The following is a 23549-nucleotide window of genomic DNA, read 5'->3' as shown; positions in this document are numbered from 1 at the left end:
GGCGTGATAGACCTCCTCCATGACCCTCGGTACCCGCAGCCTCGCCACCGCCCCGATCATGATCCTGAACGGCCCGAACCTGAACCTCCTCGGGCAGCGCCAGCCCGAGATCTACGGCTCCGACACCCTCGCCGACGTCGAGGCCCTGTGTGCCGAGGCGGCGGCCGCGCACGGCGGCACGGTGGACCTGCGGCAGAGCAACCACGAGGGCGAGCTGGTCGACTGGATCCACGAGGCGCGCGAGCACCACGCGGGTATCGTCATCAACCCCGCTGCCTACTCCCACACGTCCGTCGCGATCCTGGACGCCCTCAACACCTGCGACGGGCTGCCGGTGGTGGAGGTGCACATCTCCAACATCCACCAGCGCGAGGCGTTCCGGCACCACAGCTACGTCTCGCAGCGCGCCGACGGTGTCATCGCCGGGTGCGGGGTGCAGGGGTACGCGTTCGCCGTGCAGCGGGTGGCGGCGCTGGTGGCCGCCGGCGCGTGACGCGTCCCCCCGTCCCCCCGGTTCACCCTCCTCGTCTCACCAGCCCCGCGCGCGCCACTCGGCGAGATGGGGCCGCTCGGCGCCCAGCGTCGTGTCGTCGCCGTGGCCGGGGTAGACCCACGTCTCGTCGGGGAGCGCCCCGAAGATCTTCGTCTCGACGTCGTCCATGAGGCTCGTGAACGCCTCCGGGTCCTTCCACGTGTTGCCGACACCGCCCGGGAAGAGGCAGTCGCCGGTGAACACGTGCGGGTGGCCGTGCGGGTCGTCGTAGACGAGCGCGATCGAGCCCGGGGTGTGGCCCACCAGGTGGCGGGCGGTCAGCTCGACGCGGCCGACCCGGATGGTGTCGCCGTCGTCCACCGCCACGTCCGTCGGCACGGGGATGCCCTCGACGTCCTCGCGGCCCGCGTACGTCCGCGCGCGGGTCGCCGTGACGACGGCTTCGAGCGCCTGCCAGTGGTCGCCGTGCTGGTGCGTGGTGACGACGGACGCGATGCCGTCGTCACCGATCAGCGTCAGCAGCGTCTCGGCGTCGTTGGCCGCGTCGATCAAGAGCTGTTCGCCGGTGGCCCGGCACCGCAGCAGGTACGCGTTGTTGTCCATCGGTCCGACCGCGACCTTCGAAATCATCAGGTCCGGCAGCTCGTGCACATCCGCGGGCCCGCCGACCTTCACCGCTCCGCTGTACGTCATGTCCGTCAGCCTATAGCGGGGGCAGGGCGGGCAGGAGGCCCGCTTCGGCCGTCAAGGCGGAGCCGTCGCGGCGGCCGGAGAGCCAGCCGACCAGGTCCGGCGCCGGGCCGCTGACGGTGATGGTGGCGTCGTCCGGAGCGCCCTTGCGACCGGTGCTCCACGCGCGCGTGCCGTCCGAGACGCGGGTGGGCGGCACGTCGGGGTTCCCCGAGAAGCGTGCCGTCAGGAACGAGATCTCCCGCTGGACGAACTCCGCCGGCAGGTCCTCCAGCTCGTACCCGACGCCGAGGTCGACGTGGTGCAGCTCGACCTCGACCCAGCGCCGGAACGGCACGCGGGAGGCGGAGTCCGTCACGCCGTTGCGCAGGGTGACGGTGCGGGACCAGTCGGCGGGGACGGCGGCCTCGGCCTCGAAGCGGGCCGCGCTCTCCCGCAGGTCGGCGAGGTGTGCGGCCGGCGCCCTCGGGGCGTCCCGCTCGATGTCCGCGTCCCGGGCCTCGGCGCTCGGATACATGGGCCGGCCGGCGAGGACGTTCACCAGCGCGTCGGCGTTCCGGGCCAGGTGGGCGAGGACATGGCCGCGGGTCCAGCCCGGCAGCCGTGACGGGCCGGCGGTCGAATCGTTGTTCAGTTCCGCGGCTGCGGTGAGCAGCCGCTCGGTCGCGTCACGTACAGACGCCAGGTCGCGCACATGATCAATCATGGGGCCGACGATAGCTGTGTCACACGTCCGGGTGAAGGTGTCCAGGTCACCCCGGTAATCGAATGTGCGTGCTATATGGTCGGACGTGGCATCGGGCATTCTTGACGGTCCGGATGTGTTCCACAGGTGAACCGGGGAACCAGCCCGGCGTTGTCAGTGGCTCGCCCTAGTCTGTGAAAGACGGGGTTTCGTCCCTGTCACTTCTCTCTAGAAAGGTGCGGACCGGCGTGGCCGACCGTCTCATCGTCCGTGGCGCGCGCGAGCACAATCTCAAGAACGTCTCGCTCGACCTCCCGCGTGACTCCCTCATCGTGTTCACCGGACTCTCCGGGTCGGGCAAGTCCTCGCTCGCGTTCGACACGATCTTCGCCGAGGGCCAGCGGCGGTACGTCGAGTCGCTGTCCTCGTACGCCCGGCAGTTCCTCGGGCAGATGGACAAGCCCGACGTCGACTTCATCGAGGGCCTCTCGCCCGCGGTCTCCATCGACCAGAAGTCGACCTCGCGCAACCCGCGCTCGACGGTCGGCACCATCACCGAGGTCTACGACTACCTGCGCCTGCTCTTCGCGCGCATCGGCAAGCCGCACTGCCCCGAGTGCGGCAGGCCCATCACCCGCCAGTCGCCGCAGGCCATCGTCGACAAGGTCCTGGAACTGCCCGAGGGCAGCCGCTTCCAGGTGCTGTCCCCGCTGGTGCGCGAGCGCAAGGGCGAGTTCGTCGACCTCTTCGCCGACCTCCAGACCAAGGGGTACTCCCGCGCGCGGGTCGACGGCCGGACGATCCAGCTCTCCGAGCCGCCCACGCTGAAGAAGCAGGAGAAGCACACCATCGAGGTGGTCATCGACCGCCTCACGGTGAAGGACTCCGCCAAGCGCCGCCTGACCGACTCCGTGGAGACCGCCCTCGGCCTCTCCTCGGGCATGGTCGTGCTCGACTTCGTCGACCTGCCCGAGGACGACCCCGAGCGCGAGCGCATGTACTCGGAGCACCTCTACTGCCCCTACGACGACCTGTCGTTCGAGGAGCTGGAGCCCCGCTCCTTCTCCTTCAACTCGCCCTTCGGCGCCTGCCCCGACTGCACGGGCATCGGTACGCGCATGGAGGTCGACCCCGAGCTGATCGTCCCGGACGAGGACAAGTCGCTCGACGAGGGCGCCATCCACCCCTGGTCGCACGGCCACACCAAGGACTATTTCGCCCGGCTGGTGGGCGCCCTCTCCGACGCCCTCGGCTTCTCCACCGACATGCCCTGGGCCGGCCTGCCGCAGCGCGCCAAGAAGGCCCTGCTGTACGGCCACAAGACGCAGATCGAGGTGCGCTACCGCAACAGGTACGGCCGCGAGCGGGTCTACACCACGGCCTTCGAGGGCGCCGTCCCCTTCGTCAAGCGCCGCCACAGCGAGGCCGAGAGCGACGCCAGCCGCGAGCGCTTCGAGGGCTACATGCGCGAGGTGCCCTGCCCCACCTGTGAGGGCACGCGCCTCAAGCCGATCGTCCTCGCGGTCACGGTCATGGGGAAGTCCATCGCCGAGGTCTCCGCGATGTCCATCAGCGACTGCGCGGACTTCCTCGCCGAGCTGACGCTGGGCGCCCGCGACAAGAAGATCGCCGAGCGCGTCCTGAAGGAGGTCAACGAACGGCTGCGCTTCCTGGTCGACGTCGGCCTGGACTACCTCTCGCTGAACCGCGCGGCCGGCACCCTCTCCGGAGGCGAGGCCCAGCGCATCCGCCTGGCCACCCAGATCGGCTCCGGCCTGGTCGGCGTGCTCTACGTCCTGGACGAGCCGTCCATCGGCCTCCACCAGCGCGACAACCACCGGCTCATCGAGACCCTCGTACGCCTGCGCGACATGGGCAACACGCTCATCGTCGTCGAGCACGACGAGGACACCATCAAGGTCGCCGACTGGGTGGTCGACATCGGCCCCGGCGCGGGCGAGCACGGCGGCAAGGTCGTGCACAGCGGTTCCATGAAGGAGCTGCTCGCCAACGACAAGTCGATCACCGGGCAGTACCTCTCGGGCAAGAAGTCCATCCCGGTCCCGGACGTGCGCCGCCCCGCCGACCCGGCCCGGCAGCTCACCGTGCACGGTGCCCGGGAGAACAACCTCCAGGACATCGACGTCTCCTTCCCGCTCGGCGTCCTCACGGCCGTCACGGGCGTCTCGGGCTCCGGCAAGTCGACGTTGGTCAACGACATCCTCTACACGCACCTGGCCAGGGAGCTGAACGGCGCCCGCTCCGTTCCCGGCCGCCACACGCGCGTGGACGGCGACGACCTCGTGGACAAGGTCGTGCACGTCGACCAGTCGCCCATCGGCCGCACCCCCCGGTCGAACCCGGCGACGTACACCGGCGTCTTCGACCACGTCCGCAAGCTGTTCGCGGAGACCACGGAGGCGAAGGTGCGGGGCTATCTCCCCGGGCGCTTCTCCTTCAACGTCAAGGGCGGCCGCTGCGAGAACTGCTCCGGTGACGGCACCATCAAGATCGAGATGAACTTCCTGCCGGACGTGTACGTCCCGTGCGAGGTCTGCCACGGCGCGCGCTACAACCGCGAGACGCTGGACGTGCACTACAAGGGCAAGTCCATCGCCGAGGTCCTCGACATGCCGATCGAGGAGGCGCTCGGCTTCTTCGAGGCCGTGCCCGCCATTGCCCGGCACCTGCGGACGCTCACCGACGTCGGCCTCGGGTACGTGCGCCTCGGCCAGTCCGCCCCCACGCTCTCCGGAGGCGAGGCCCAGCGCGTGAAGCTGGCCTCCGAGCTCCAGAAGCGGTCCACGGGCCGGACCGTGTACGTCCTGGACGAGCCGACCACCGGTCTGCACTTCGAGGACATCAGCAAGCTGATCACGGTCCTGTCCGGGCTCGTCGACAAGGGCAACACGGTCATCGTCATCGAGCACAACCTCGACGTCATCAAGACCGCGGACTGGGTCGTCGACATGGGCCCCGAGGGGGGTAACGGTGGCGGCCTGGTCGTCGCCGAGGGCACGCCCGAGGAGGTCGCGGGCGTGACGACGAGCCACACCGGCAAGTTCCTGCGGGACATCATCCCGCCGGACCGGATCAGCGACGCGCTGCCCTCGCAGGGGCGGGCGCGGGCCAAGAAGGCCCCGGCGAAGAAGCCGGCCGCGAAGCGGGCGGTGGCGGCGAGCGCCACGGCCACGAAGAAGACGGCCACGGTCAGGACGGGCGCCCCCGCGAAGAAGGCCGGCGCCGCGAAGAAGGTGGCCGCCGAGAAGGCTGCCCCCGCGAAGAAGGCTGCCTCCGCGAAGAAGGCCGCGCCTGCGAAGAAGGCGGCCGTCGCCAAGAAGACGGCCGCCAAGAAGACGACGCGGGCCCGCAAGGCCTGACCGGCGTCACCGGCCGCAAGGCCTGACCGGCGTCACCGGTCGACCGAAGCGCCCCGCCCCCACGTCCGGGGGCGGGGCGCTTCGCCGTGTGGCGCAGGGGGTGGCGCGTCCTTGTGGGGGCGGCCCTGGCCGTGGTCGGCTGGAGGACATGTCCGTACGCAGTGAACGCACCGGCCCCGTCACCACCATCGTGCTCTCCCGGCCCGCGGTGCGGAACGCCGTCGACGGGCCGACCGCCCACGCCCTGGCCGACGCCTTCCGCGCCTTCGACGCCGACCCCGAAGCGTCCGTCGCCGTCCTGTGGGGCGAGGGCGGGACCTTCTGCGCGGGTGCGGACCTGAAGGCCATCGGGACGCCCGAGGGCAACGACGTGACGGCGGACGGGGACGGCCCCATGGGCCCCACCCGGATGCGGCTGGGCAAGCCGGTGATCGCGGCGATCTCCGGTCACGCCGTCGCGGGCGGCCTCGAACTCGCCCTCTGGTGCGATCTGCGGGTCGCCGAGGAGGACGCCGTCCTCGGGGTCTTCTGCCGCCGCTGGGGCGTCCCCCTCATCGACGGCGGAACGGTGCGGCTGCCCCGGCTGATCGGCGAGAGCCGTGCCATGGACCTGATCCTCACGGGCCGCCCGGTGGGCGCGGCGGAGGCGCTCGGCATGGGCCTGGTCAACCGCACGGTCCCCACCGGCACCTCGCGCGCCGCCGCCGAACGCCTCGCCGCCGAGATCGCCGCTTTCCCGCAGACCTGCCTGCGGCACGACCGGCTCTCCCTCCTCGAACAGGGCGGCCTGCCCGAGCGGGAAGCGATGGCGGGAGAGTCGCGCCACGGCCGGCACTCCCTCGCGGAGGCCACGGAGGGCGCCGCCCGCTTCACGGCGGGCGCGGGACGCCACGGCACGTTCCCGGAGGGGTGAGCACCCTGGGGGCAGGGCGCGCGGCCCCGGCCCTCCCCGGGGGGGGGACTGGATGGGCAGCCCGTATGCGACCCGGGCGCACTGGCCCGAGGGGAACCGGATGGGCTGCCCTGAGCAACCGGCCGCATTGCCCGAGCGGACCCCGATAGGCAGCCCCGAGGGGACCCGGGCAGGCAGCCCCGTGTCCGACCCGGGCGCGTTGCCCCGAGCGGGCGGGAAGGGCAGCCCCGAGGGGATCCGCTTGGGCAGAGCCCCGAGCGGGCCCCGACAAGCAGGCCCGAGGGGACCCGGGCACGCTGCTCCGAGGGGACCCGGATGGGCAGCGCCCCGAGCGGACCCCGACAGGCCGCCCCGACGGTCAGCGAAGCTCCGCCGCATACGGGGGTTCCGCGCCCGGTCGTGAGCAGGTGATCGCCGCCGCGCGCGCGGCGAAGCGCAGCACGTCGCGCCAGCCGGCGGCGCCCAATCCGGCCGAGGCCTCCGCCGAGAGCGCGTCGCGCGCCGCGAGGCCGTGCAGCAGCGCCGCGTTGACGGTGTCGCCCGCGCCGATGGTGTCCACCACGTCGACCCGTTCGCCGGGCACCCGCAGTTCCATGCCGTCCCGCGTGTACAGCCACAGGCCCTCGCCGCCCCGGGTGACCACCACGGCAGAGGGCCCGGCGGCCAGCCACTCCTCGGGCCCGCCGCCGAGCCAGTCGGCGTCCTCCTGCGACAGCTTGAGCAGCGAGACCGACGGCAGCCAGCTCCGGAACCGCGCCCGGTAGGCGTCCGCGTCGGGGATCAGCGCCGCCCGCACATTGGGGTCGAGCGCCGTGAACACCCCGCGCCCCGCCGCCCGCCGCAGCAGCTCCTCGTACGCGCTCGCGCCCGGCTCCAGAACGAGCGAACAGGTGCCGAACGACATCGCGCGCACGCCCTCGGGAAGGTGCTCCGGAGCGCTGAAGAGCCGGTCGGCCGTGCCCTCGACGTAGAAGGAGTACCCGGCCGAGCCGTCCGCGCCGATCGAGGCGACGGCGAGCGTCGTCGGCTCCGGGCCGCGCTGGACGCAGGAGAGGTCGACACCGGCCGCCCGCAACCCGTCCAGCAGGGCCTCGCCGAAGGCGTCCCGCGACACGCGCGAGCAGAAGGCGACGGGGGAGCCGAGGCGACCGAGTGCCACGGCGGTGTTGTACGGGCCGCCGCCCAGGCGCGGCGCGAGCACGGGGAGCCCGGCCCCCGCCTCCCGTCCCTCGGGCACGAGGTCGATCAGGGCCTCTCCGGCGACGACTATCACGGGCGGTTCCTCTCGGGCGCTGCCTGGGCTCGGTCCTGGGCGGGACGCCGGGCCGCACGTCGCGCGGCCGGGCGTCCCGCCCAGGCTAGGCCGTCCGCGACCGCCGGGCCGTGCGCGGGCAGCGGACGCGGGCCCCTGCGTACCCCACCCGGTCCGCCGCTCTGCCGCCGGTATGGTCTGATCCGTCACCGATGCCCCTGACCTGTGGAGACACCATGCCCGGCACGCCCCCCGCCCGCCGCACCGTGCTGCGGGCCGCCGCTCTCGCCCCCGCCGTCGGGCTCGGCCTCACCGCCTGCTCGGCCGGCGACGAAGGCTCGAACCGGTCGGCGCCGACCGCGCCGGTGGACCTCGGGAACTCCGACGACGTGCAGGTGGGCGCCTCGAAGCTGTACACGGACCAGAACGTGGTCGTCAGTCGGATCTCCGACGACCAGTACAAGGCGTACAGCACGATCTGCACCCATGCCCGCTGCCCGATCAACACGCTGGAGGGGCACAAGCTCATCTGCCAGTGCCACGGCAGCCAGTTCGACGCCACGAACGGCGCGGTGCTGCACGAGCCGGCGGACGAGCCGCTGCGCGAGCTGCCCGTGAAGGTGCGGAACGGCAAGCTCATCGCGGGCCCGGAGAAGAAGGCCTGACCGCCCCCGCCGCCTCGCCCTCAGCCGCACCCCCGCCGGGGGCCCCGGTCACTGCCAGTCCCAGGCGATCCCCAGCAGCCCCGCCCGCACCTGCGGCTCCACCAGGTGCACCGAGCGGTGGCTGCCGCTCAGGGTCAGTTCCTGCCGGCCGCCGCGCGGGGCGGCCGCCGACTGCTGGGCGAAGCGGTGGCAGCGTACGGGCAGGGCGCCGGCGTCGAAGCGGATCTGGAGCGCGTACTGCCCGCCCGCGTAGGTGAAGCCGCGCACGTACTCGGTGGCCGTTCCCGCCGTGCCGTCCTCGAAGCCGTAGCCGAACAGATGGGTCTCGCCCGCCCGCAGCCGCGCGTCGAAGAGCAGCTCCGCGACCAGCACCCCCGCCCCCGCGTGCCACCGCACCCGTCCCGTCCGGCAGTTCTCCAGGGCCCGCACCCGTATGCGCTCGGGCGCGCAGCCGGGGTCGCCGTAGTAGATCGCCACATAGCGGTCCACGCCGTCCTGGTGCGCGCGTACGGCGTGCTGCGACTCGCGGCCGAGCAGCTCGCGGCGCGCGCCGATCCGCACCCGCTCGTGGTGGCCGATGGTGTGCAGCCCCCCGTCGACCGGGGAGCCGAGCTCGGCGAGGAGTCCGCGCAGCACGTCGGAGGCCTCGACCAGGGAGCGGTACGAACGGGCGGAGGGCCGTTCGGCGTCGGAGCGTTCGAAGGGGTGGTCAAGGAGCCGGAGCAGTGACTCCTCGGGGAGCTGGAGGATCTCCTCCAGGGCCCGCACGGCGCGCAGTGACTCGGCGCGCTGGGGGCGCCGGGCGCCCTGCTGCCAGTAGCTCAGGCTGGTCACGCCGACGGTGATGCCGTACTGGGCCAGATGGTGGCGCACCCGCTGCAACGGCAGCCGCCGGGTGGCGATCGCGGTGCGCAGCGCGATGTGGAAGGGCCCGGTGCGCAAGGCGGCCGTCAGCTCCGCCGGATCACCGTCCGCCGCCCGCCCCGCCTCGGGCCGACCCCGAGCGCCACCGCTCTCGTACGCCCGCGCCGCCCCATGCGCCCGCGCCACCTCGCTCGCCCGCCCCGCCTCGTTCGTCCGCGCCACGTCGTTCGAGCGTGCGCCCTGTGCGAGCCGTGCGTCGTACCGCATGAGGGCCCCTTCCTTGTGAACGTTCACTTCCGCCGCCACGGCGTTCGGGCCGGTCACGGCGGGCCACCAGGTCGGCGCGCGGCGTGCGTTCACATCTGTGGGCCGCCGTTCACGGCCCAAGTAATTCCGCATTGAAGCGTGTTGACCTGCACCCGACAACACTCGATGCTCAATCGCAAGCGTCCGGACGCGCTCCTCCACACCCCACATCCCGCTCGGGAGGAACGCGATGCGCTCACCGATCAACAAGAGCGGCGGCACAGGCAGACGCAGACGTCTGTCCGCGCTCGCCCTCGTCACCGCGGCTCTCTTCGCCGCGCCCACGGCCACCGCGACGGCGGCCCCCGCCCCCGCCTCCGTCCAGCAGGCGAGCGGGGGCCGGAGCGCCGCCGACGCCTCCGTCCTCGCCGCCAAGCGCCTGAACATCACCATGCAGGCGCAGCAGAAGACCAACTGGTGCTGGGCGGCGGGCGGCAACACCATCGCGACCTTCCTGGGCCGCAACTACAGCCAGAACCAGTTCTGCAACGCGGCCTTCGGACGCAGCCAGAACACCGAGTGCCCCAACAACCAGGCCACGCTCGGCAACGTCCAGAGCGGTCTGCGCTGGGCGGGCATCAACCCCGGCTCGTACGTCACCGGCTGGCTCCGCTACTCCACCGTGCAGTCCGAGATCAACGCCGGGCGCCCGGTCGAGACCCGCATCCAGTGGGCGAACGGCGGCGGCCACATGCACGTGGTCTACGGCTACGACGACGCCGACAGCTGGGTCTACTGGGGCGACCCGTGGCCCTCCAGCGACCGCTACAACTGGGCCTCGCACGCCTGGTACGTCGACAACGACACCTTCTCCTGGACCCACTCGCTCTACCGGATCGGGGCGTGAGAGCGATGACCCGTCACCTCCCGCGCCGCCTGGCCAGGACCGCGCTCGCCGGTTCGGCCGTCACCCTCCTCCTGGGCCTCGCGGTCCCCGCGGCCTCCGCCGCACCGGACCCCTCGGCCCCCGCCGCGCCCTCCACGGCCTCCCGCGAGGCCGCGCACGAGGCGGCGAAGGCGCCGAAGACCCTGGAGACGCTCTCCCGCTTCTTCGCCCGGGAAGGAGCGGTCACCAAGGCCGCCGCCCACCCGCGCGTCCAGGGCGGGGCCGTGCCCGTCTACTACCTCTCGCCGGAGTTCGTCGCGGGCAAGAAGGGCGCGCCGGTCGCCCGCCTGGAGTTCCTCGCCAGCAAGGCGGTCTCCTCCGACGGCCAGGAGGCCTCCCTCTGGACCGTCCGCCGGGGCGGCTCCTGGCAGGTCGTGAACATCGCCACAGGGGACGACGAGACGCACTACGCGCGCGTGGGCGCCGCCAAGCTCCCCGGAGGCACCGTCTTCCACGAGCCGCAGATCAACGCCTGGTACGTGCAGGGGCACGCGCGCGTGCTGCCGCTCGACAAGGACGCGGTGCGTGCCGTGGGCGCCGAGGGCACCTCGCTGGCCGCCTACGGCAAGCGCGTGCGCAAGGCGTACGGCGACAAGCTGCCGGGCTCCGCGTACGAGCGGTCCGGCAAGGCGGGCGGCTACGAGGAGACGGAGTCCGGGCGGACCACCGCCCAGAGCCCCGCGCCGAGCCCTGCCCAGGGCCCCGTCACCGTCGCCTCCACGCTGGCCGGCGCGGGCGCCCTGGCCGCCCTCGGCCTCTCCGGGACGATGCTGGTGAGGCGCCGCCGGGCCCGGCACCAGGGCTGAGGCACGCGAACGGCGGCCGGGACGCCGGCCGCCGTTCCCGCGCGCCGCCCACCCACCGGCCGGCCGCCGTTCCCGCGCGCCGCCCCCGGGCCGGTGGCGGCCGACCCGGAGTGTCAGTGCACGCCAGTAGGCTGTCCGACATGGCCGACCCTTCCAGCTACCGCCCCCAGCCGGGACAGATCCCCGACGCCCCGGGGGTCTACAAGTTCCGCGACGAGCACCGCCGGGTGATCTACGTCGGGAAGGCCAAGAGCCTGCGTCAGCGCCTGGCCAGCTACTTCCAGGACCTGGCCAATCTGCACCCCCGCACCCGTTCGATGGTCACGACCGCCGCCTCCGTGGAGTGGACGGTGGTGAACAACGAGGTCGAGGCGCTCCAGCTGGAGTACTCCTGGATCAAGGAGTTCGACCCCCGGTTCAACGTCAAGTACCGCGACGACAAGAGCTATCCCTACCTCGCGGTGACGATGAACGAGAAGTTCCCGCGCGTGCAGGTGATGCGCGGCCACAAGAAGAAGGGCGTGCGCTACTTCGGGCCCTACGGCCACGCCTGGGCGATCCGCGACACCGTCGACCTCCTCCTGCGCGCCTTCCCGGTGCGCACCTGCTCCGCGGGCGTCTTCAAGAACGCCACCCGCACCGGCCGCCCCTGCCTGCTCGGCTACATCGGCAAGTGCTCGGCGCCCTGCGTGGAGCGCGTCACCCCCGAGGACCACCGCGAACTGGCCGAGGACTTCTGCGACTTCATGGCGGGCCGCACCGGCACGTACATCCGCCGCCTGGAGCGGCAGATGGCGCAGGCGGCCGAGGAGATGGAGTACGAGCGCGCGGCGCGCCTGCGCGACGACATCGACGCCCTCAAGAAGGCGATGGAGAAGAGCGCCGTCGTCCTCGCCGACGCCACCGACGCCGACCTGATCGCCCTCGCCGAGGACGAGCTGGAGGCCGCCGTCCAGATCTTCCACGTCCGGGGCGGCCGCGTGCGCGGCCAGCGCGGCTGGGTCACCGACAAGGTCGAGGCGGTCACCAGCGCCGACCTCGTGGAGCACGCGCTCCAGCAGCTCTACGGCGAGGAGAGCGGCGACGCCGTGCCCAAGGAGGTGCTCGTCCCCGCCCTGCCCGACCCCATAGAGCCGGTCCAGGAGTGGCTGACCGAGCGCCGCGGGGCCGGCGTCTCGCTGCGCATCCCGCAGCGCGGCGACAAGAAGGCCCTGATGGAGACCGTCGCGCGCAACGCCCGGCAGTCCCTCGTCCTGCACAAGACCAAGCGCGCCTCCGACCTCACCACCCGCTCCCGCGCCCTGGAGGAGATCGCCGCCGCCCTGGAGCTGGACAGCGCCCCCCTGCGCATCGAGTGCTACGACGTCTCGCACCTCCAGGGCGACGACGTCGTGGCGTCGATGGTCGTCTTCGAGGACGGCCTGGCCAGGAAGAGCGAGTACCGCCGCTTCCAGATCAAGGGCTTCGAGGGCCAGGACGACGTCCGGTCCATGCACGAGGTGATCACCCGCCGCTTCCGGCGCTACCTCGCCGACAAGGAGCGCACCGGGGAGTGGGTGGACGAGGACACCGGCGAAGTGGGGGAGAGCGCCCTCACCGAGGAGGACGGCCGCCCCAAGCGGTTCGCCTACCCCCCGCAGCTCGTCGTCGTGGACGGCGGGCAGCCGCAGGTCGCCGCCGCCAAGCGGGCCCTGGACGAGCTGGGCATCGACGACATCGCGGTGTGCGGCCTGGCCAAGCGGCTGGAGGAGGTCTGGGTCCCCGCCGAGGACGACCCCGTCATCCTGCCGCGCACCAGCGAGGGGCTGTACCTCCTCCAGCGCGTACGGGACGAGGCGCACCGCTTTGCCATCACCTACCAGCGCGCCAAGCGGGCCAAGCGCTTCAAGGCGGGCCCGCTGGACGAGGTGCCGGGCCTCGGCGACGCCCGCAAGCGGACCCTGATCAAGCACTTCGGTTCGGTGAAGCGGCTCCGGTCCGCGACAATCGACCAGATCTGCGAGGTCCCCGGCATAGGCCGCAAGACGGCCGAGGTCATCGTGGCGGCCCTCGCCGGCGCGGTGCCCGCCGGCCCCGCGGTGAACATGGCGACCGGAGAGATCATGGAAGACGAGGAGCCCACCGCCGCGGGCACCTCGGACAGCGCAGGAGAGGAGCCCGTGACCGCGGGCGCCTCGGAGGAACGACGGGGGCAGGAGACATGAGCGAGCACGACGAAGGTGGAGAGCAAGTGAGCACGGGCGCGCCGATCGAGACACCAGGGGTCCCCGAGGCGGCGATCCCCGAGCTGGTGATCATCTCCGGCATGTCGGGCGCCGGCCGCAGCACGGCCGCCAAGTGCCTGGAGGACCTCGGCTGGTTCGTCGTGGACAACCTGCCGCCTGCGCTGATCCCCACCATGGTGGAGCTCGGCGCCCGCTCGCAGGGCAACGTGGCCCGCATCGCGGTCGTCGTCGACGTCCGCGGCCGGCGCTTCTTCGACAACCTCCGCGAGTCCCTCGCCGAGCTGGAGTCCAAGAACGTCACGCGGCGCATCGTCTTCCTGGAGTCCTCCGACGAGGCCCTGGTCCGCCGTTTCGAGTCGGTCCGCCGCCCGCACCCGCTGCAGGGCGACGGCCGCATCGTCGACGGCATCGAGGCCGAGCGCGACCTGCTGCGCGAGCTGCGCGGCGACGCCGACCTGGTCATCGACACCTCCAGCCTGAACGTGCACGAGCTGCGCGCCAAGATGGACGCCTCGTTCGCCGGCGAGGAGGAGCCCGAGCTGCGGGCCACCGTGATGTCCTTCGGCTTCAAGTACGGCCTGCCGGTCGACGCCGACCTGGTCGTGGACATGCGCTTTTTGCCCAACCCCCACTGGGTCCCCGAGCTGCGCCAGTACACCGGCCTCAACGAGGAGGTCGCCGCGTACGTCTTCAACCAGCCCGGCGCCAAGGAGTTCCTCGACCGGTACGCCGAGCTGCTCCAGCTCATCGCCGGGGGCTACCGCCGCGAGGGCAAGCGGTACGTGACGATCGCGGTCGGCTGCACGGGCGGCAAGCACCGCTCGGTGGCCATGTCGGAGAAGCTCGGGGCGCGCCTGGCGTCCGAGGGCGTGGAGACCGTCATCGTCCACCGGGACATGGGGCGCGAGTGAAGCCGACCCGCCGGACCGTCCGCCTGAGCCGTCTGGGCCGCAAGCGGGGCACCCAGCCGAAGGTGGTCGCGCTCGGCGGGGGCATGGGCCTGTCCGCCTCGCTCGCCGCGCTGCGCCGCATCACCGGGGCCGGTGACCTCACCGCCGTCGTCACCGTCGCCGACGACGGCGGCTCCAGCGGCCGCCTCCGTGACGAGCTGGGCGTGCTGCCCCCCGGCGACCTGCGCAAGGCGCTCGCCGCCCTCTGCGGCGACGACGACTGGGGCCAGACCTGGGCCCGCGTCATCCAGCACCGCTTCCAGTCCCGCGGCGCGCTGCACGAGCACGCGGTCGGCAATCTGCTGATCGTCGCCCTGTGGGAGCAGCTAGGCGACCACGTCCAGGCCCTGGACCTGGTCGGCCGCCTGCTCGGCGCGCAGGGCCGCGTCCTTCCCATGTCGGCCGTGCCGCTGGAGCTCCAGGCGCTGGTCAAGGGCCACGACCCGAGCCGCCCCGACGACGTGGACACCGTCCGCGGCCAGGCCACGGTGGCCCTCACCCCCGGCGAGGTCCAGTCGGTGCACGTCGTGCCGTCCGACCCGCCGGCCGTCCCCGAGGCGGTCGCCGCCGTCCTCGACGCGGACTGGGTGGTCCTCGGCCCGGGCTCCTGGTTCTCCTCGGTGATCCCGCACCTCCTGGTCCCCGAGCTGCTGGACGCGCTGACCGAGACGAAGGCCCGCAAGGTCCTCCCGCTGAACCTCGCGCCGCAACCGGGAGAAACCGATGGCTTCTCTCCGCAGCGTCATTTGGAGGTTTTGGCCCGACACGCCCCTAAACTCGCCCTGGACGTGGTGCTGGCCGACGAGGACGCCGTGCCCGACCGTGAGTCGCTGTCCGACGCCGCGAAGCGGCTCGGTGCCACGGTCGAGCTGGCAGCGGTGGCCCGGCCCGACGGGACTCCGAGGCACGATCCGGAGCTCCTGGCAGCCGCGTACGACCGTATTTTTCGGATGCATGGAAGGATCGGCCCATGGCGATGACGCCAGCGGTGAAGGACGAGATCTCCCGGCTCCCCGTCACCCGGACCTGTTGCAGGAAGGCAGAGGTCTCGGCGATCCTGCGGTTCGCGGGCGGCCTTCACCTGGTGAGCGGCCGCATCGTGATCGAGGCGGAGCTGGACACCGCGATGGCGGCACGCCGCCTGAAGCGGGACATCCTGGAGATCTTCGGGCACAGCTCGGAGCTGATCGTGATGGCCCCCGGCGGCTTGCGGCGCGGCTCGCGCTACGTCGTTCGGGTGGTCGCGGGCGGTGATCAGCTCGCCCGCCAGACCGGCCTCGTGGACGGCCGCGGCCGCCCCATCCGGGGCCTGCCGCCGCAGGTGGTCTCGGGGGCCACCTGCGACGCGGAGGCGGCCTGGCGCGGGGCGTTCCTCGCGCACGGCTCGCTCACCGAGCCCGGCCGCTCCTCCTCCCTGGAGGTGACCTGCCCCGGTCCGGAGGCGGCGCTGGCCCTGGTGGGCGCCGCCCGCAGACTCCAGATCGCGAGCAAGGCGCGCGAGGTGCGGGGCGTGGACCGAGTCGTCGTGCGCGACGGCGACGCGATCGGCGCGCTGCTGACCCGCCTCGGGGCGCACGAGTCGGTCCTCGCCTGGGAGGAGCGGCGGATGCGGCGCGAGGTGCGCGCCACCGCCAACCGCCTGGCCAACTTCGACGACGCCAACCTGCGCCGCTCGGCCCGCGCGGCCGTCGCCGCGGGCGCCCGGGTGCAGCGGGCCCTGGAGATCCTCGGCGAGGAGGTCCCCGAGCACCTCGCGGCGGCCGGCCGGCTGCGCATGGAGCACAAGCAGGCCTCCCTGGAGGAGCTGGGCGCGCTCGCCGACCCGCCGCTGACCAAGGACGCGGTGGCGGGCCGCATCCGCCGCCTGCTCGCCATGGCGGACAAGCGGGCCCAGGACCTGGGCATCCCCGGCACGGAGTCCAATCTGACCGAGGAACTCGCGGACAACATGGCGGTCTGACCGCCCCACGAGCAGCGACAGCCGCCGACGCCTCCCGGGGCACCGGCGGCTTCCGCTTGCCCGCGGACACCTCCGGCCGCCCCCCGCCGCCGTATTGACATGATCATGCACTGTCACGAGCCTGGCATCCCGCACATCCGTGCCGGGCAACCGCAAGGGGGGCTCATGAGACGAAGAGCGAGCGCGAGATCGATCCTCGCCGCTTCCGCACTGCTCATCGGTGGTCTCGCCGCCGCACCGCACGCCCAGGCGAGCGGACCCGCGAAGTCACCGGCCGCCGACGACCCGGCGGCCGTGAAGGTCTACCGGGCCGAGGTCACCAAGGAGCAGATCCCCCTCCTGATCGAGGCGGGCCAGGACGCCCACGAACTGGCGGGGCAGGCACCCGAGCACGGCACCGGCCGCGTCGAGCTGTACCTGACCGAGGGCCAGGCCGCGGCGATCGAACGCCGGGGCGTCGAGCTGCGCGAGCACACGGTCTCCCCGGCCGCCGAGAAGCGGGTGCGGGCCGCGGGGGACGGCGTCTACCGGCCGTACAGCGGCAGGGGCGGGCTGAAGGAGGAGATCGTCAGGACCGGGCAGGCCCACCCCGGCCTCACCAAGGTCGTCTCCATCGGCAAGACCGTCCGGGGCAAGGACATCCTCGCTCTGAAGGTCTCCAAGAACGCCGGGAAGACCAGGGACGGCGTCAAGCCGGCCACGCTCTACCTGTCCAACCAGCACGCCCGCGAGTGGATCACCCCCGAGATGACCCGCCGCCTGATGCACCACTACCTCGACAACTACGGCAAGGACAAGCGGATCACCGAACTGGTGGACTCCACCGAGCTGTGGTTCGTGCTCTCCGCCAACCCCGACGGCTACGACTTCACGCACGCCGCCGACGGCGACCGCCAGTGGCGCAAGAACCTCCGCGACATCGACGGCGACGGCGCCATCGCCCCCGGCGACGGCGTCGACCTCAACCGCAACTTCGCCTACAAGTGGGGCTACGACAACGAGGGCTCGTCCCCCGACGCCTCCTCCGAGACCTATCGCGGCGCGGCGCCGATGTCCGAGCCGGAGACCAAGGCGCTCGACCGCTTCGAAAAGCGCATCGGCTTCGAGTACGGCGTCAACTACCACTCGGCGGCCGAACTGATCCTCTACGGAGTGGGCTGGCAGGTCGCCACGCCCACCCCCGACGACGTCCTCCACCGGGCGCTCGCCGGCACCCCGGAGAAGCCCGCGATCCCCGGCTACCACCCGCAGGTCGCCTCCGAGCTGTACACCACCAACGGCGAGGCCGACGGGCACGCGGGCAACGTCAACGGCATCTCGATGTTCACCCCCGAGATGTCCACCTGCCAGACCGCCTCGAACGTCGACCCCGACGACGCCTGGAAGCCCGGCGACTGCGCGTCCGTCTTCACCTTCCCCGACGACGAGAAGCTCATCCAGCAGGAGTTCGCGAAGAACGTGCCCTTCGCGCTCGCCGTCGCGGAGACCGCCCTCCACCCCGACAAGCCGGTCTCCGTCACCGGCGCCGAGGCCCCGGACTTCACCCCGGACACCTTCGCCACCTCGTACGCGCGCGGCGGCGACCAGGAGGTCGCCGTGACCGCCCGCAGGTCCGTGCGCGACAAGGAGGTGACGTACCGCGTCAACGGCGGACGCACGCAGGAGAAGCACCTCAGGGCCTGGAAGGGCGGCGAGACCTACGGCGGGCAGGACAACCTCCACTTCGATCAGTACCGCGCGAAGATCGCGGACGCCCGCGTGGGCGACAAGGTGGAGGTGTGGTTCACCGGCCGCACCAAGAAGGGCCGCACGCACAGCGAGCACTTCACGTACACCGTCGCCGAACGCCCGAGGGCGAGCGCGCTGGTCGTCGCCGAGGAAGGCGCACCGGCCACCGGGACCAAGAAGTACGTCGACGCGCTGAAGGCCAACGGGCGCGCCGCCGCCGTCTGGGACGTCGCCGAGAAGGGCGCACCGCACCCGCTGGGCGTCCTGTCGCACTTCTCCGTGGTCGTCCACGCGACCGGCGACGCCGTGCCCGGGGCGCCCACCCAGCTCGCCCTGCGCGCCTACCTCAACGAGGGCGGCAAGCTCATCGAGGCCGGCGAGCGCGCCGGCGGCGACGTCGACCTGGGGGAGGCCCTCACCGACGACTTCGCGCAGTACTACCTGGGCGCGTACGAACGTCTGTCCGCCCCCGGCGTCAAGGGCTTCGAGGGCAGCGGCGCCCTCAGGGGGGTGCAGGCCCCGCTCGCGGACGCCGCGGCCAACCCCCTCGACAAGGCCGGCCGCTTCACGGTCACCTCCCACAACCTCCCGCCCGCGCGGTTCCCGCAGTTCCGGAGCGCTGCGGCGGGCTCCTACCCCGGCCTCGCCAATCCGTACGCGCCCTTCGCGGGCCAGGGCATGGCCTCGGCCACCCACGCCGACCGGGACTACAAACGGCTCACCCGCACCCTGGACCTGACGGGCGTCACGGCCGCCGACCGGCCCGAACTGCGGTTCGCGCTCAACTGGAACCTGGAGCCCGGCTACGACCACGGGGTACTGGAGGCCCACACCCCGGGCGCCGACGACTGGACGACCCTGCCCGACAGGAACGGAAACTCCCGGGCCACCGTGCCCGCCGAGTGCGCCGCCGGGTTCCTCCTCAACGGCCACCCCTTCCTCGGCCACTACCTGACGCGCGGCTCGGACGGCTGCACGGCCTCCGGCACCAGCGGCTCCTGGAACAGCTTCACGGGCTCGTCCGGCGGCTGGCAGCCCGTCGCCTTCGACCTGAGCGCCTACGCGGGCAAGAAGGTCGAGGTCTCCCTCAGCGCGATCACCGACCCCTCCAGCGGAGGGCGCGGCCTCTTCGCCGACAACGCGGAACTGGTCGTCGGCGGGGCTGTCAAGGAGAGCGAGGGATTCGAGTCCTCGCTCGGCTCCTGGACCGCCGCCGCGCCCCCGGCCGGGAGCCCCAATATCACAGGCGACTGGAGCCGCACCGGGGAGCTCCACCGGCCCCACGCGGCGGTCACAGCGCGTGACAGCGTCCTCCTCGGGTTCGGCTTCGAACACGTACCCGGAAACGCCGAAAGGGCCGCTCTTATGGGCGCCTCCCTGGCACATCTGCGCAGCTGACGCTGCGTAATCGGGACGAAGGTCCCGTGGTCCGTATCCCTACTGAGGGGTACGGACCTTTGTGCCGCCCGCAGCCCCTCTCGATGTCACTTCACGGGCCTCGGAGAGGTAGGGTCGGAGGCGGTCGGGGACATCCCATACAACTCGCCGGGGTCTAAAACCGGCGTACCAACGAGGAGATCGGTTTCGTGACGATCCGCGTAGGCATCAACGGCTTTGGCCGCATCGGTCGCAACTACTTCCGCGCGCTGCTCGAGCAGGGTGCGGACATCGAAGTCGTGGCTGTCAACGACCTGGGTGACACCGCGACCACCGCGCACCTTCTGAAGTACGACACCATCCTGGGCCGCCTCAAGGCCGAGGTGTCGCACACCGAGGACACCATCACCGTCGACGGCCACACCATCAAGGTGCTGTCCGAGCGCGACCCCGCCGACATCCCCTGGGGCGACCTGGGCGTCGACATCGTGATCGAGTCCACGGGCATCTTCACCAAGAAGGCCGACGCCGAGAAGCACATCGCCGGCGGCGCCAAGAAGGTCCTCATCTCGGCTCCGGCCAAGGACGAGGACATCACCATCGTGATGGGCGTCAACCAGGACAAGTACGACCCGGCGAACCACCACGTCATCTCCAACGCCTCCTGCACCACCAACTGTGTGGCGCCGATGGCGAAGGTCCTCGACGAGAACTTCGGCGTCGTCAAGGGTCTGATGACCACGATCCACGCGTACACCAACGACCAGCGCATCCTGGACTTCCCGCACAAGGACCTGCGCCGCGCCCGCGCCGCCGCCGAGAACATCATCCCGACCACGACGGGTGCCGCCAAGGCCACCGCCCTGGTCCTGCCGCAGCTCAAGGGCAAGCTCGACGGCGTCTCGATGCGCGTCCCGGTCCCGACCGGTTCGGCCACCGACCTGGTCGTGGAGCTCCAGCGCGAGGTCACCAAGGACGAGGTCAACGCCGCGTTCAAGAAGGCCTCCGAGGACGGCGACCTCAAGGGCATCCTGTACTACACCGAGGACCCGATCGTGTCCTCGGACATCGTCAGCGACCCCGCCTCCTGCACCTTCGACTCCCTGATGACCATGGTCCAGGAGGGTACGTCGGTGAAGATCCTCGGCTGGTACGACAACGAGTGGGGCTACTCCAACCGCCTGGTCGACCTCACGGCCTTCGTCGGCGGTCAGCTCTAATATCCAGAGCAGGCATTTCGATGTGAGCACAGGGTCTGTCCCGCGCACCGCCGCGCCGGACGGGCCCTGTTGCATGTCACCGCCCTCCCAAGGAGCCCAGTAGTGAAGACGATCGACGCACTTCTCGCCGAAGGGGTCAACGGCAAGCGGGTCTTCGTCCGCGCCGACCTCAACGTGCCGCTCGCCGACGGCACCATCACCGACGACGGCCGCATCCGCGCCGTCCTGCCGACCGTCAAGGCCCTCGCCGACGCGGGCGCCAAGGTCGTCGTGGCCTCGCACCTGGGCCGCCCCAAGGGCGCCCCGGACCCGGCCTTCTCGCTGCTCCCCGCCGCCGAGCGGCTCGGGGAACTCCTCGGCGAGCCCGTCGCGTTCGCGCGGGACACGGTGGGCCCCGCCGCCCATGACACGGTCGGCGGCCTCGAGTCCGGCCAGGTCGCCGTCATCGAGAACCTCCGCTTCAACGCCGGCGAGACCAGCAAGGACGACGCCGAGCGCGGCGAGTTCGCCGAGCAGCTGGCCGCCCTCGCCGATGTGTACGTGGGCGACGGCTTCGGCGCGGTGCACCGCAAGCACGCCTCCGTGTTCGACCTGCCGGCCAAGCTCCCGCACTACGCCGGGTACCTCATCGCCACCGAGGTCGGCGTCCTGAAGAAGCTCACCGACGACGTCAAGCGGCCCTACGCCGTGGTCCTCGGCGGCGCCAAGGTCTCCGACAAGCTCGGTGTGATCGACCACCTCCTGGAGAAGGCCGACCGCATCCTCATCGGCGGCGGCATGGCCTACACCTTCCTCAAGGCCCAGGGCCACGAGGTCGGCATCTCCCTCCTCCAGGAGGACCAGATCCCGGCGGTCAAGGAGTACATGGAGCGCGCGGAGGCGAAGGGCGTCGAGTTCGTCCTGCCCGTCGACGTGCTCATCTCGCCGGTCTTCCCGGACCTGAAGACCAAGGCCCCGGCCAACCCCACCACGGTCGCCGCGGACGCCATCCCCGCCGACCAGGAGGGTCTCGACATCGGCCCCGAGACCCGTAAGCTCTACGCCTCGAAGCTCGCCGACGCGGCCACCATCTTCTGGAACGGCCCGATGGGCGTCTTCGAGCACCCCGACTACGCCGAGGGCACCAAGGCGGTGGCCCAGGCGCTCCTCGACTCCCCGGCCTTCACCGTCGTCGGCGGTGGCGACAGCGCCGCCGCCGTGCGGACCCTGGGCTTCGACGAGAACGCATTCGGCCACATTTCCACCGGCGGCGGCGCCTCCCTCGAATACCTCGAGGGCAAGACGCTCCCCGGCCTCGCGGCACTGGAGAACTGACACCTGATGACTACGCGCACCCCGCTGATGGCGGGCAACTGGAAGATGAACCTCAACCACCTCGAGGCCATCGCCCACGTCCAGAAGCTCGCCTTCGCCCTGGCCGACAAGGACTACGAGGCCTGTGAGGTCGCCGTCCTGGCGCCCTTCACCGACCTGCGCTCCGTGCAGACCCTGGTCGACGGCGACAAGCTCAAGATCAAGTACGGCGCCCAGGACATCTCGGCGCAGGACTCCGGTGCCTACACCGGAGAGATCTCGGGCCCGATGCTGGCCAAGCTCAAGTGCTCCTACGTGGCCGTCGGCCACTCCGAGCGCCGCCAGTACCACAACGAGACCGACCAGCTCTGCAACGCCAAGGTGAAGGCGGCCTTCAAGCACGGCCTGACCCCGATCCTCTGCGTCGGCGAGGGCCTGGAGATCCGCAAGGCCGGCCAGCAGGTCCAGTACACGCTGAACCAGGTCGACGGCGGCCTCAAGGACGTCCCGGCCGAGCAGGCCGAGTCCATCGTGATCGCCTACGAGCCCGTCTGGGCGATCGGCACCGGCGAGGTCGCGACCCCCGAGGACGCGCAGGAGGTGTGCGGCGCGATCCGCGGCCGCCTCGCCGAGCTGTACTCGCAGGAGCTCGCCGACAAGGTGCGCATCCAGTACGGCGGCTCGGTGAAGTCCGGGAACGTCGCCGCGATCATGGCGCAGCCGGACGTCGACGGCGCCCTGGTGGGCGGCGCCGCGCTCGACGCGGACGAGTTCGTCAAGATCGTCCGCTTCCGCGACCAGTGAGTATGCGCTAGCGGCAATACGTCGTACCCTTGCGGGGGCCGGGCGGCCTCGGTCATCGAGGCTCCGGCCCCCGTCGTCGATACAGAGTCGATTCAGATCCGAGTCAGATCCGAGGAAGTTGGTCCAGCCGTGGTTATGGGGTTCTCGATCGCCCTGATCGTCTTCAGCCTGCTGATGATGCTGCTGGTGCTGATGCACAAGGGCAAGGGCGGCGGTCTGTCCGACATGTTCGGTGGCGGCATGCAGTCGTCCGTCGGCGGCTCCTCCGTCGCGGAGCGCAACCTGGACCGCATCACCGTCGTGGTCGGTCTGCTGTGGTTCGCGTGCATTGTCGCGCTGGCCCTGCTGACGAAGGCGAACAACTGACGCCAGGCACTGGTCGCTTGTCCGGTGCGAGCGCGCGTACGCGGCTTATCATGGGCTGGCGTCCGGGGTGGGGTGTAACTCCGCACACTGGACGCGCGTTGGGCCTTACGTAAACTGAGGCGCCCGCAGCAGCACCATCACGCAGGGAGTTACGACCGTGGCAAGTGGCAACGCGATCCGAGGAAGTCGGGTCGGGGCGGGGCCGATGGGCGAGGCCGAGCGCGGTGAGTCCGCGCCGCGACTGCGCATCTCCTTCTGGTGCTCCAACCGGCACGAGACGCAGCCGAGCTTCGCCAGCGACGCGCAGGTCCCCGATACGTGGGACTGCCCCCGCTGCGGCTTTCCGGCCGGTCAGGACCGGGACAACCCGCCGGACCCGCCGCGCACCGAGCCGTACAAGACGCACCTGGCGTATGTGCGTGAGCGGCGCAGCGACGCGGACGGCGAGGCGATTCTCGCGGAGGCGCTCGCCAAACTGCGGGGCGAGATCTGAGACTTGGAGTACGGCCGGGCACCGACGAAGGTGCCCGGCCGTTCTCTCGTTCCGTCAGCTGTTCGACGGGTGCCCGGTACGTGAGGTACGTGAGGTCGTGCCCGGTGCGTGAGGCGCCTGCCCGGTGCCTGATCCATTAGGTTGGGCCACGGGGGCACTGCACGTACGCGGGTACGAGAGAAGGCTGACGTCC

Annotated in this window: 20 protein-coding genes; 16 read left to right on the top strand and 4 right to left on the bottom strand. The window is 71.6% G+C overall.

The window, feature by feature from the left end:
• Positions 1 to 19: 19 nt before the first annotated feature.
• Entirely contained in the window at positions 20 to 493 is a 474-nt protein-coding gene (aroQ, locus tag ACZ516_RS00835) for a type II 3-dehydroquinate dehydratase (RefSeq protein ID WP_469007878.1), read from the top strand.
• Between the two features lie 36 nt (positions 494 to 529).
• Here the strand turns inward: aroQ and ACZ516_RS00830 are convergent, their stop codons facing one another.
• Together ACZ516_RS00830 and ACZ516_RS00825 are read right to left on the bottom strand one after the other, a co-directional pair.
• Positions 530 to 1186 carry an MBL fold metallo-hydrolase gene (locus ACZ516_RS00830; protein WP_469007876.1) on the bottom strand — a complete coding sequence of 219 codons (657 nt, stop codon included), beginning with the start codon at positions 1184 to 1186 and terminating at the stop codon, positions 530 to 532.
• A 10-nt stretch (positions 1187 to 1196) separates the two neighbouring features.
• Positions 1197 to 1889, bottom strand: a complete 693-nt coding sequence (locus ACZ516_RS00825) for a maleylpyruvate isomerase family mycothiol-dependent enzyme (RefSeq protein ID WP_469007875.1) — start codon at positions 1887 to 1889, stop codon at positions 1197 to 1199.
• Between the two features lie 227 nt (positions 1890 to 2116).
• On the opposite strand from ACZ516_RS00825, the gene uvrA reads away from it, so the two are divergent.
• Positions 2117 to 5248, top strand: coding sequence for an excinuclease ABC subunit UvrA (gene uvrA, locus ACZ516_RS00820; RefSeq protein WP_469007874.1), 3132 nt, complete (start codon positions 2117 to 2119; stop codon positions 5246 to 5248).
• 148 nt (positions 5249 to 5396) lie between these two features.
• Positions 5397 to 6161 (top strand): crotonase/enoyl-CoA hydratase family protein, encoded by a 765-nt coding sequence (locus ACZ516_RS00815; RefSeq protein WP_469007872.1) that lies wholly within the window; start codon positions 5397 to 5399, stop codon positions 6159 to 6161.
• A gap of 358 nt (positions 6162 to 6519) precedes the next feature.
• Here ACZ516_RS00815 and ACZ516_RS00810 read toward each other — a convergent pair whose 3' ends face one another.
• Positions 6520 to 7434, bottom strand: a complete 915-nt coding sequence (locus tag ACZ516_RS00810; RefSeq protein WP_469007871.1) for a carbohydrate kinase family protein — start codon at positions 7432 to 7434, stop codon at positions 6520 to 6522.
• A gap of 215 nt (positions 7435 to 7649) precedes the next feature.
• On the opposite strand from ACZ516_RS00810, the gene ACZ516_RS00805 reads away from it, so the two are divergent.
• Positions 7650 to 8078, top strand: coding sequence for a Rieske (2Fe-2S) protein (locus ACZ516_RS00805; RefSeq protein ID WP_358698080.1), 429 nt, complete (start codon positions 7650 to 7652; stop codon positions 8076 to 8078).
• A gap of 48 nt (positions 8079 to 8126) precedes the next feature.
• On the opposite strand, the gene ACZ516_RS00800 is transcribed toward ACZ516_RS00805, so the two are convergent.
• Positions 8127 to 9209, bottom strand: a complete 1083-nt coding sequence (locus ACZ516_RS00800; RefSeq protein WP_469007870.1) for a hypothetical protein — start codon at positions 9207 to 9209, stop codon at positions 8127 to 8129.
• A 229-nt stretch (positions 9210 to 9438) separates the two neighbouring features.
• Here ACZ516_RS00800 and ACZ516_RS00795 point away from each other — a divergent pair, with 229 nt between their 5' ends.
• The 12 genes from ACZ516_RS00795 to ACZ516_RS00740 all read left to right on the top strand — a co-directional run bounded on the left by ACZ516_RS00795 (position 9439) and on the right by ACZ516_RS00740 (position 23356).
• Positions 9439 to 10095: a papain-like cysteine protease family protein gene (locus ACZ516_RS00795; protein ID WP_469007869.1), complete on the top strand. Its 657-nt coding sequence runs from the start codon at positions 9439 to 9441 to the stop codon at positions 10093 to 10095.
• A 5-nt stretch (positions 10096 to 10100) separates the two neighbouring features.
• Complete coding sequence (locus ACZ516_RS00790) at positions 10101 to 10940, top strand: hypothetical protein (RefSeq protein WP_469007867.1); 840 nt, start codon at positions 10101 to 10103, stop codon at positions 10938 to 10940.
• Between the two features lie 140 nt (positions 10941 to 11080).
• Positions 11081 to 13144: an excinuclease ABC subunit UvrC gene (gene uvrC / locus ACZ516_RS00785; RefSeq protein ID WP_358583820.1), complete on the top strand. Its 2064-nt coding sequence runs from the start codon at positions 11081 to 11083 to the stop codon at positions 13142 to 13144.
• Positions 13141 to 14076 carry an RNase adapter RapZ gene (rapZ, locus tag ACZ516_RS00780; RefSeq protein WP_358583818.1) on the top strand — a complete coding sequence of 312 codons (936 nt, stop codon included), beginning with the start codon at positions 13141 to 13143 and terminating at the stop codon, positions 14074 to 14076. Before uvrC ends, rapZ begins: the two co-directional genes overlap by 4 nt.
• Positions 14073 to 15095 (top strand): gluconeogenesis factor YvcK family protein, encoded by a 1023-nt coding sequence (locus ACZ516_RS00775; protein ID WP_358583817.1) that lies wholly within the window; start codon positions 14073 to 14075, stop codon positions 15093 to 15095. Before rapZ ends, ACZ516_RS00775 begins: the two co-directional genes overlap by 4 nt.
• Complete coding sequence (whiA, locus tag ACZ516_RS00770; RefSeq protein WP_358583815.1) at positions 15086 to 16075, top strand: DNA-binding protein WhiA; 990 nt, start codon at positions 15086 to 15088, stop codon at positions 16073 to 16075. The genes ACZ516_RS00775 and whiA overlap by 10 nt, the downstream gene beginning before the upstream one ends.
• Before the next feature lie 165 nt (positions 16076 to 16240).
• Entirely contained in the window at positions 16241 to 19201 is a 2961-nt protein-coding gene (locus ACZ516_RS00765) for a M14 family metallopeptidase (protein ID WP_469007865.1), read from the top strand.
• 188 nt (positions 19202 to 19389) lie between these two features.
• On the top strand, positions 19390 to 20400 hold the full coding sequence (gene gap, locus ACZ516_RS00760) for a type I glyceraldehyde-3-phosphate dehydrogenase (RefSeq protein ID WP_358583811.1): 1011 nt from the start codon (positions 19390 to 19392) through the stop codon (positions 20398 to 20400).
• A 102-nt stretch (positions 20401 to 20502) separates the two neighbouring features.
• Positions 20503 to 21714, top strand: a complete 1212-nt coding sequence (locus tag ACZ516_RS00755) for a phosphoglycerate kinase (RefSeq protein WP_468749537.1) — start codon at positions 20503 to 20505, stop codon at positions 21712 to 21714.
• Positions 21715 to 21720: 6 nt separating this feature from the next.
• On the top strand, positions 21721 to 22497 hold the full coding sequence (gene tpiA / locus ACZ516_RS00750; RefSeq protein WP_361084383.1) for a triose-phosphate isomerase: 777 nt from the start codon (positions 21721 to 21723) through the stop codon (positions 22495 to 22497).
• Between the two features lie 135 nt (positions 22498 to 22632).
• Positions 22633 to 22863 carry a preprotein translocase subunit SecG gene (gene secG / locus ACZ516_RS00745; RefSeq protein WP_358583805.1) on the top strand — a complete coding sequence of 77 codons (231 nt, stop codon included), beginning with the start codon at positions 22633 to 22635 and terminating at the stop codon, positions 22861 to 22863.
• Positions 22864 to 23020: 157 nt separating this feature from the next.
• Positions 23021 to 23356: an RNA polymerase-binding protein RbpA gene (locus ACZ516_RS00740; protein ID WP_078935388.1), complete on the top strand. Its 336-nt coding sequence runs from the start codon at positions 23021 to 23023 to the stop codon at positions 23354 to 23356.
• Positions 23357 to 23549: the final 193 nt, after the last annotated feature.

The sequence above is a fragment of the Streptomyces sp. NPDC034037 genome (genome assembly GCF_055575715.1).
The sequence above is the reverse complement of the archived record's forward strand: the minus strand, read 5'-3'. Positions and strand labels throughout refer to the sequence as shown.

Coding starts and splice junctions, on each gene's coding strand:
- ACZ516_RS00805 (WP_358698080.1), top strand. CDS start 7,650: ATGCCCGGCACGCCCCCCGCCCGCCGCACCGTGCTGCGGGCCGCCGCT.
- ACZ516_RS00825 (WP_469007875.1), bottom strand. CDS start 1,889: ATGATTGATCATGTGCGCGACCTGGCGTCTGTACGTGACGCGACCGAG.
- aroQ (WP_469007878.1), top strand. CDS start 20: ATGACCCTCGGTACCCGCAGCCTCGCCACCGCCCCGATCATGATCCTG.
- ACZ516_RS00765 (WP_469007865.1), top strand. CDS start 16,241: ATGAGACGAAGAGCGAGCGCGAGATCGATCCTCGCCGCTTCCGCACTG.
- ACZ516_RS00800 (WP_469007870.1), bottom strand. CDS start 9,209: ATGCGGTACGACGCACGGCTCGCACAGGGCGCACGCTCGAACGACGTG.
- ACZ516_RS00790 (WP_469007867.1), top strand. CDS start 10,101: ATGACCCGTCACCTCCCGCGCCGCCTGGCCAGGACCGCGCTCGCCGGT.
- ACZ516_RS00830 (WP_469007876.1), bottom strand. CDS start 1,186: ATGACGTACAGCGGAGCGGTGAAGGTCGGCGGGCCCGCGGATGTGCAC.
- secG (WP_358583805.1), top strand. CDS start 22,633: ATGGGGTTCTCGATCGCCCTGATCGTCTTCAGCCTGCTGATGATGCTG.
- whiA (WP_358583815.1), top strand. CDS start 15,086: ATGGCGATGACGCCAGCGGTGAAGGACGAGATCTCCCGGCTCCCCGTC.
- uvrC (WP_358583820.1), top strand. CDS start 11,081: ATGGCCGACCCTTCCAGCTACCGCCCCCAGCCGGGACAGATCCCCGAC.
- ACZ516_RS00795 (WP_469007869.1), top strand. CDS start 9,439: ATGCGCTCACCGATCAACAAGAGCGGCGGCACAGGCAGACGCAGACGT.
- tpiA (WP_361084383.1), top strand. CDS start 21,721: ATGACTACGCGCACCCCGCTGATGGCGGGCAACTGGAAGATGAACCTC.
- ACZ516_RS00815 (WP_469007872.1), top strand. CDS start 5,397: ATGTCCGTACGCAGTGAACGCACCGGCCCCGTCACCACCATCGTGCTC.
- rapZ (WP_358583818.1), top strand. CDS start 13,141: ATGAGCGAGCACGACGAAGGTGGAGAGCAAGTGAGCACGGGCGCGCCG.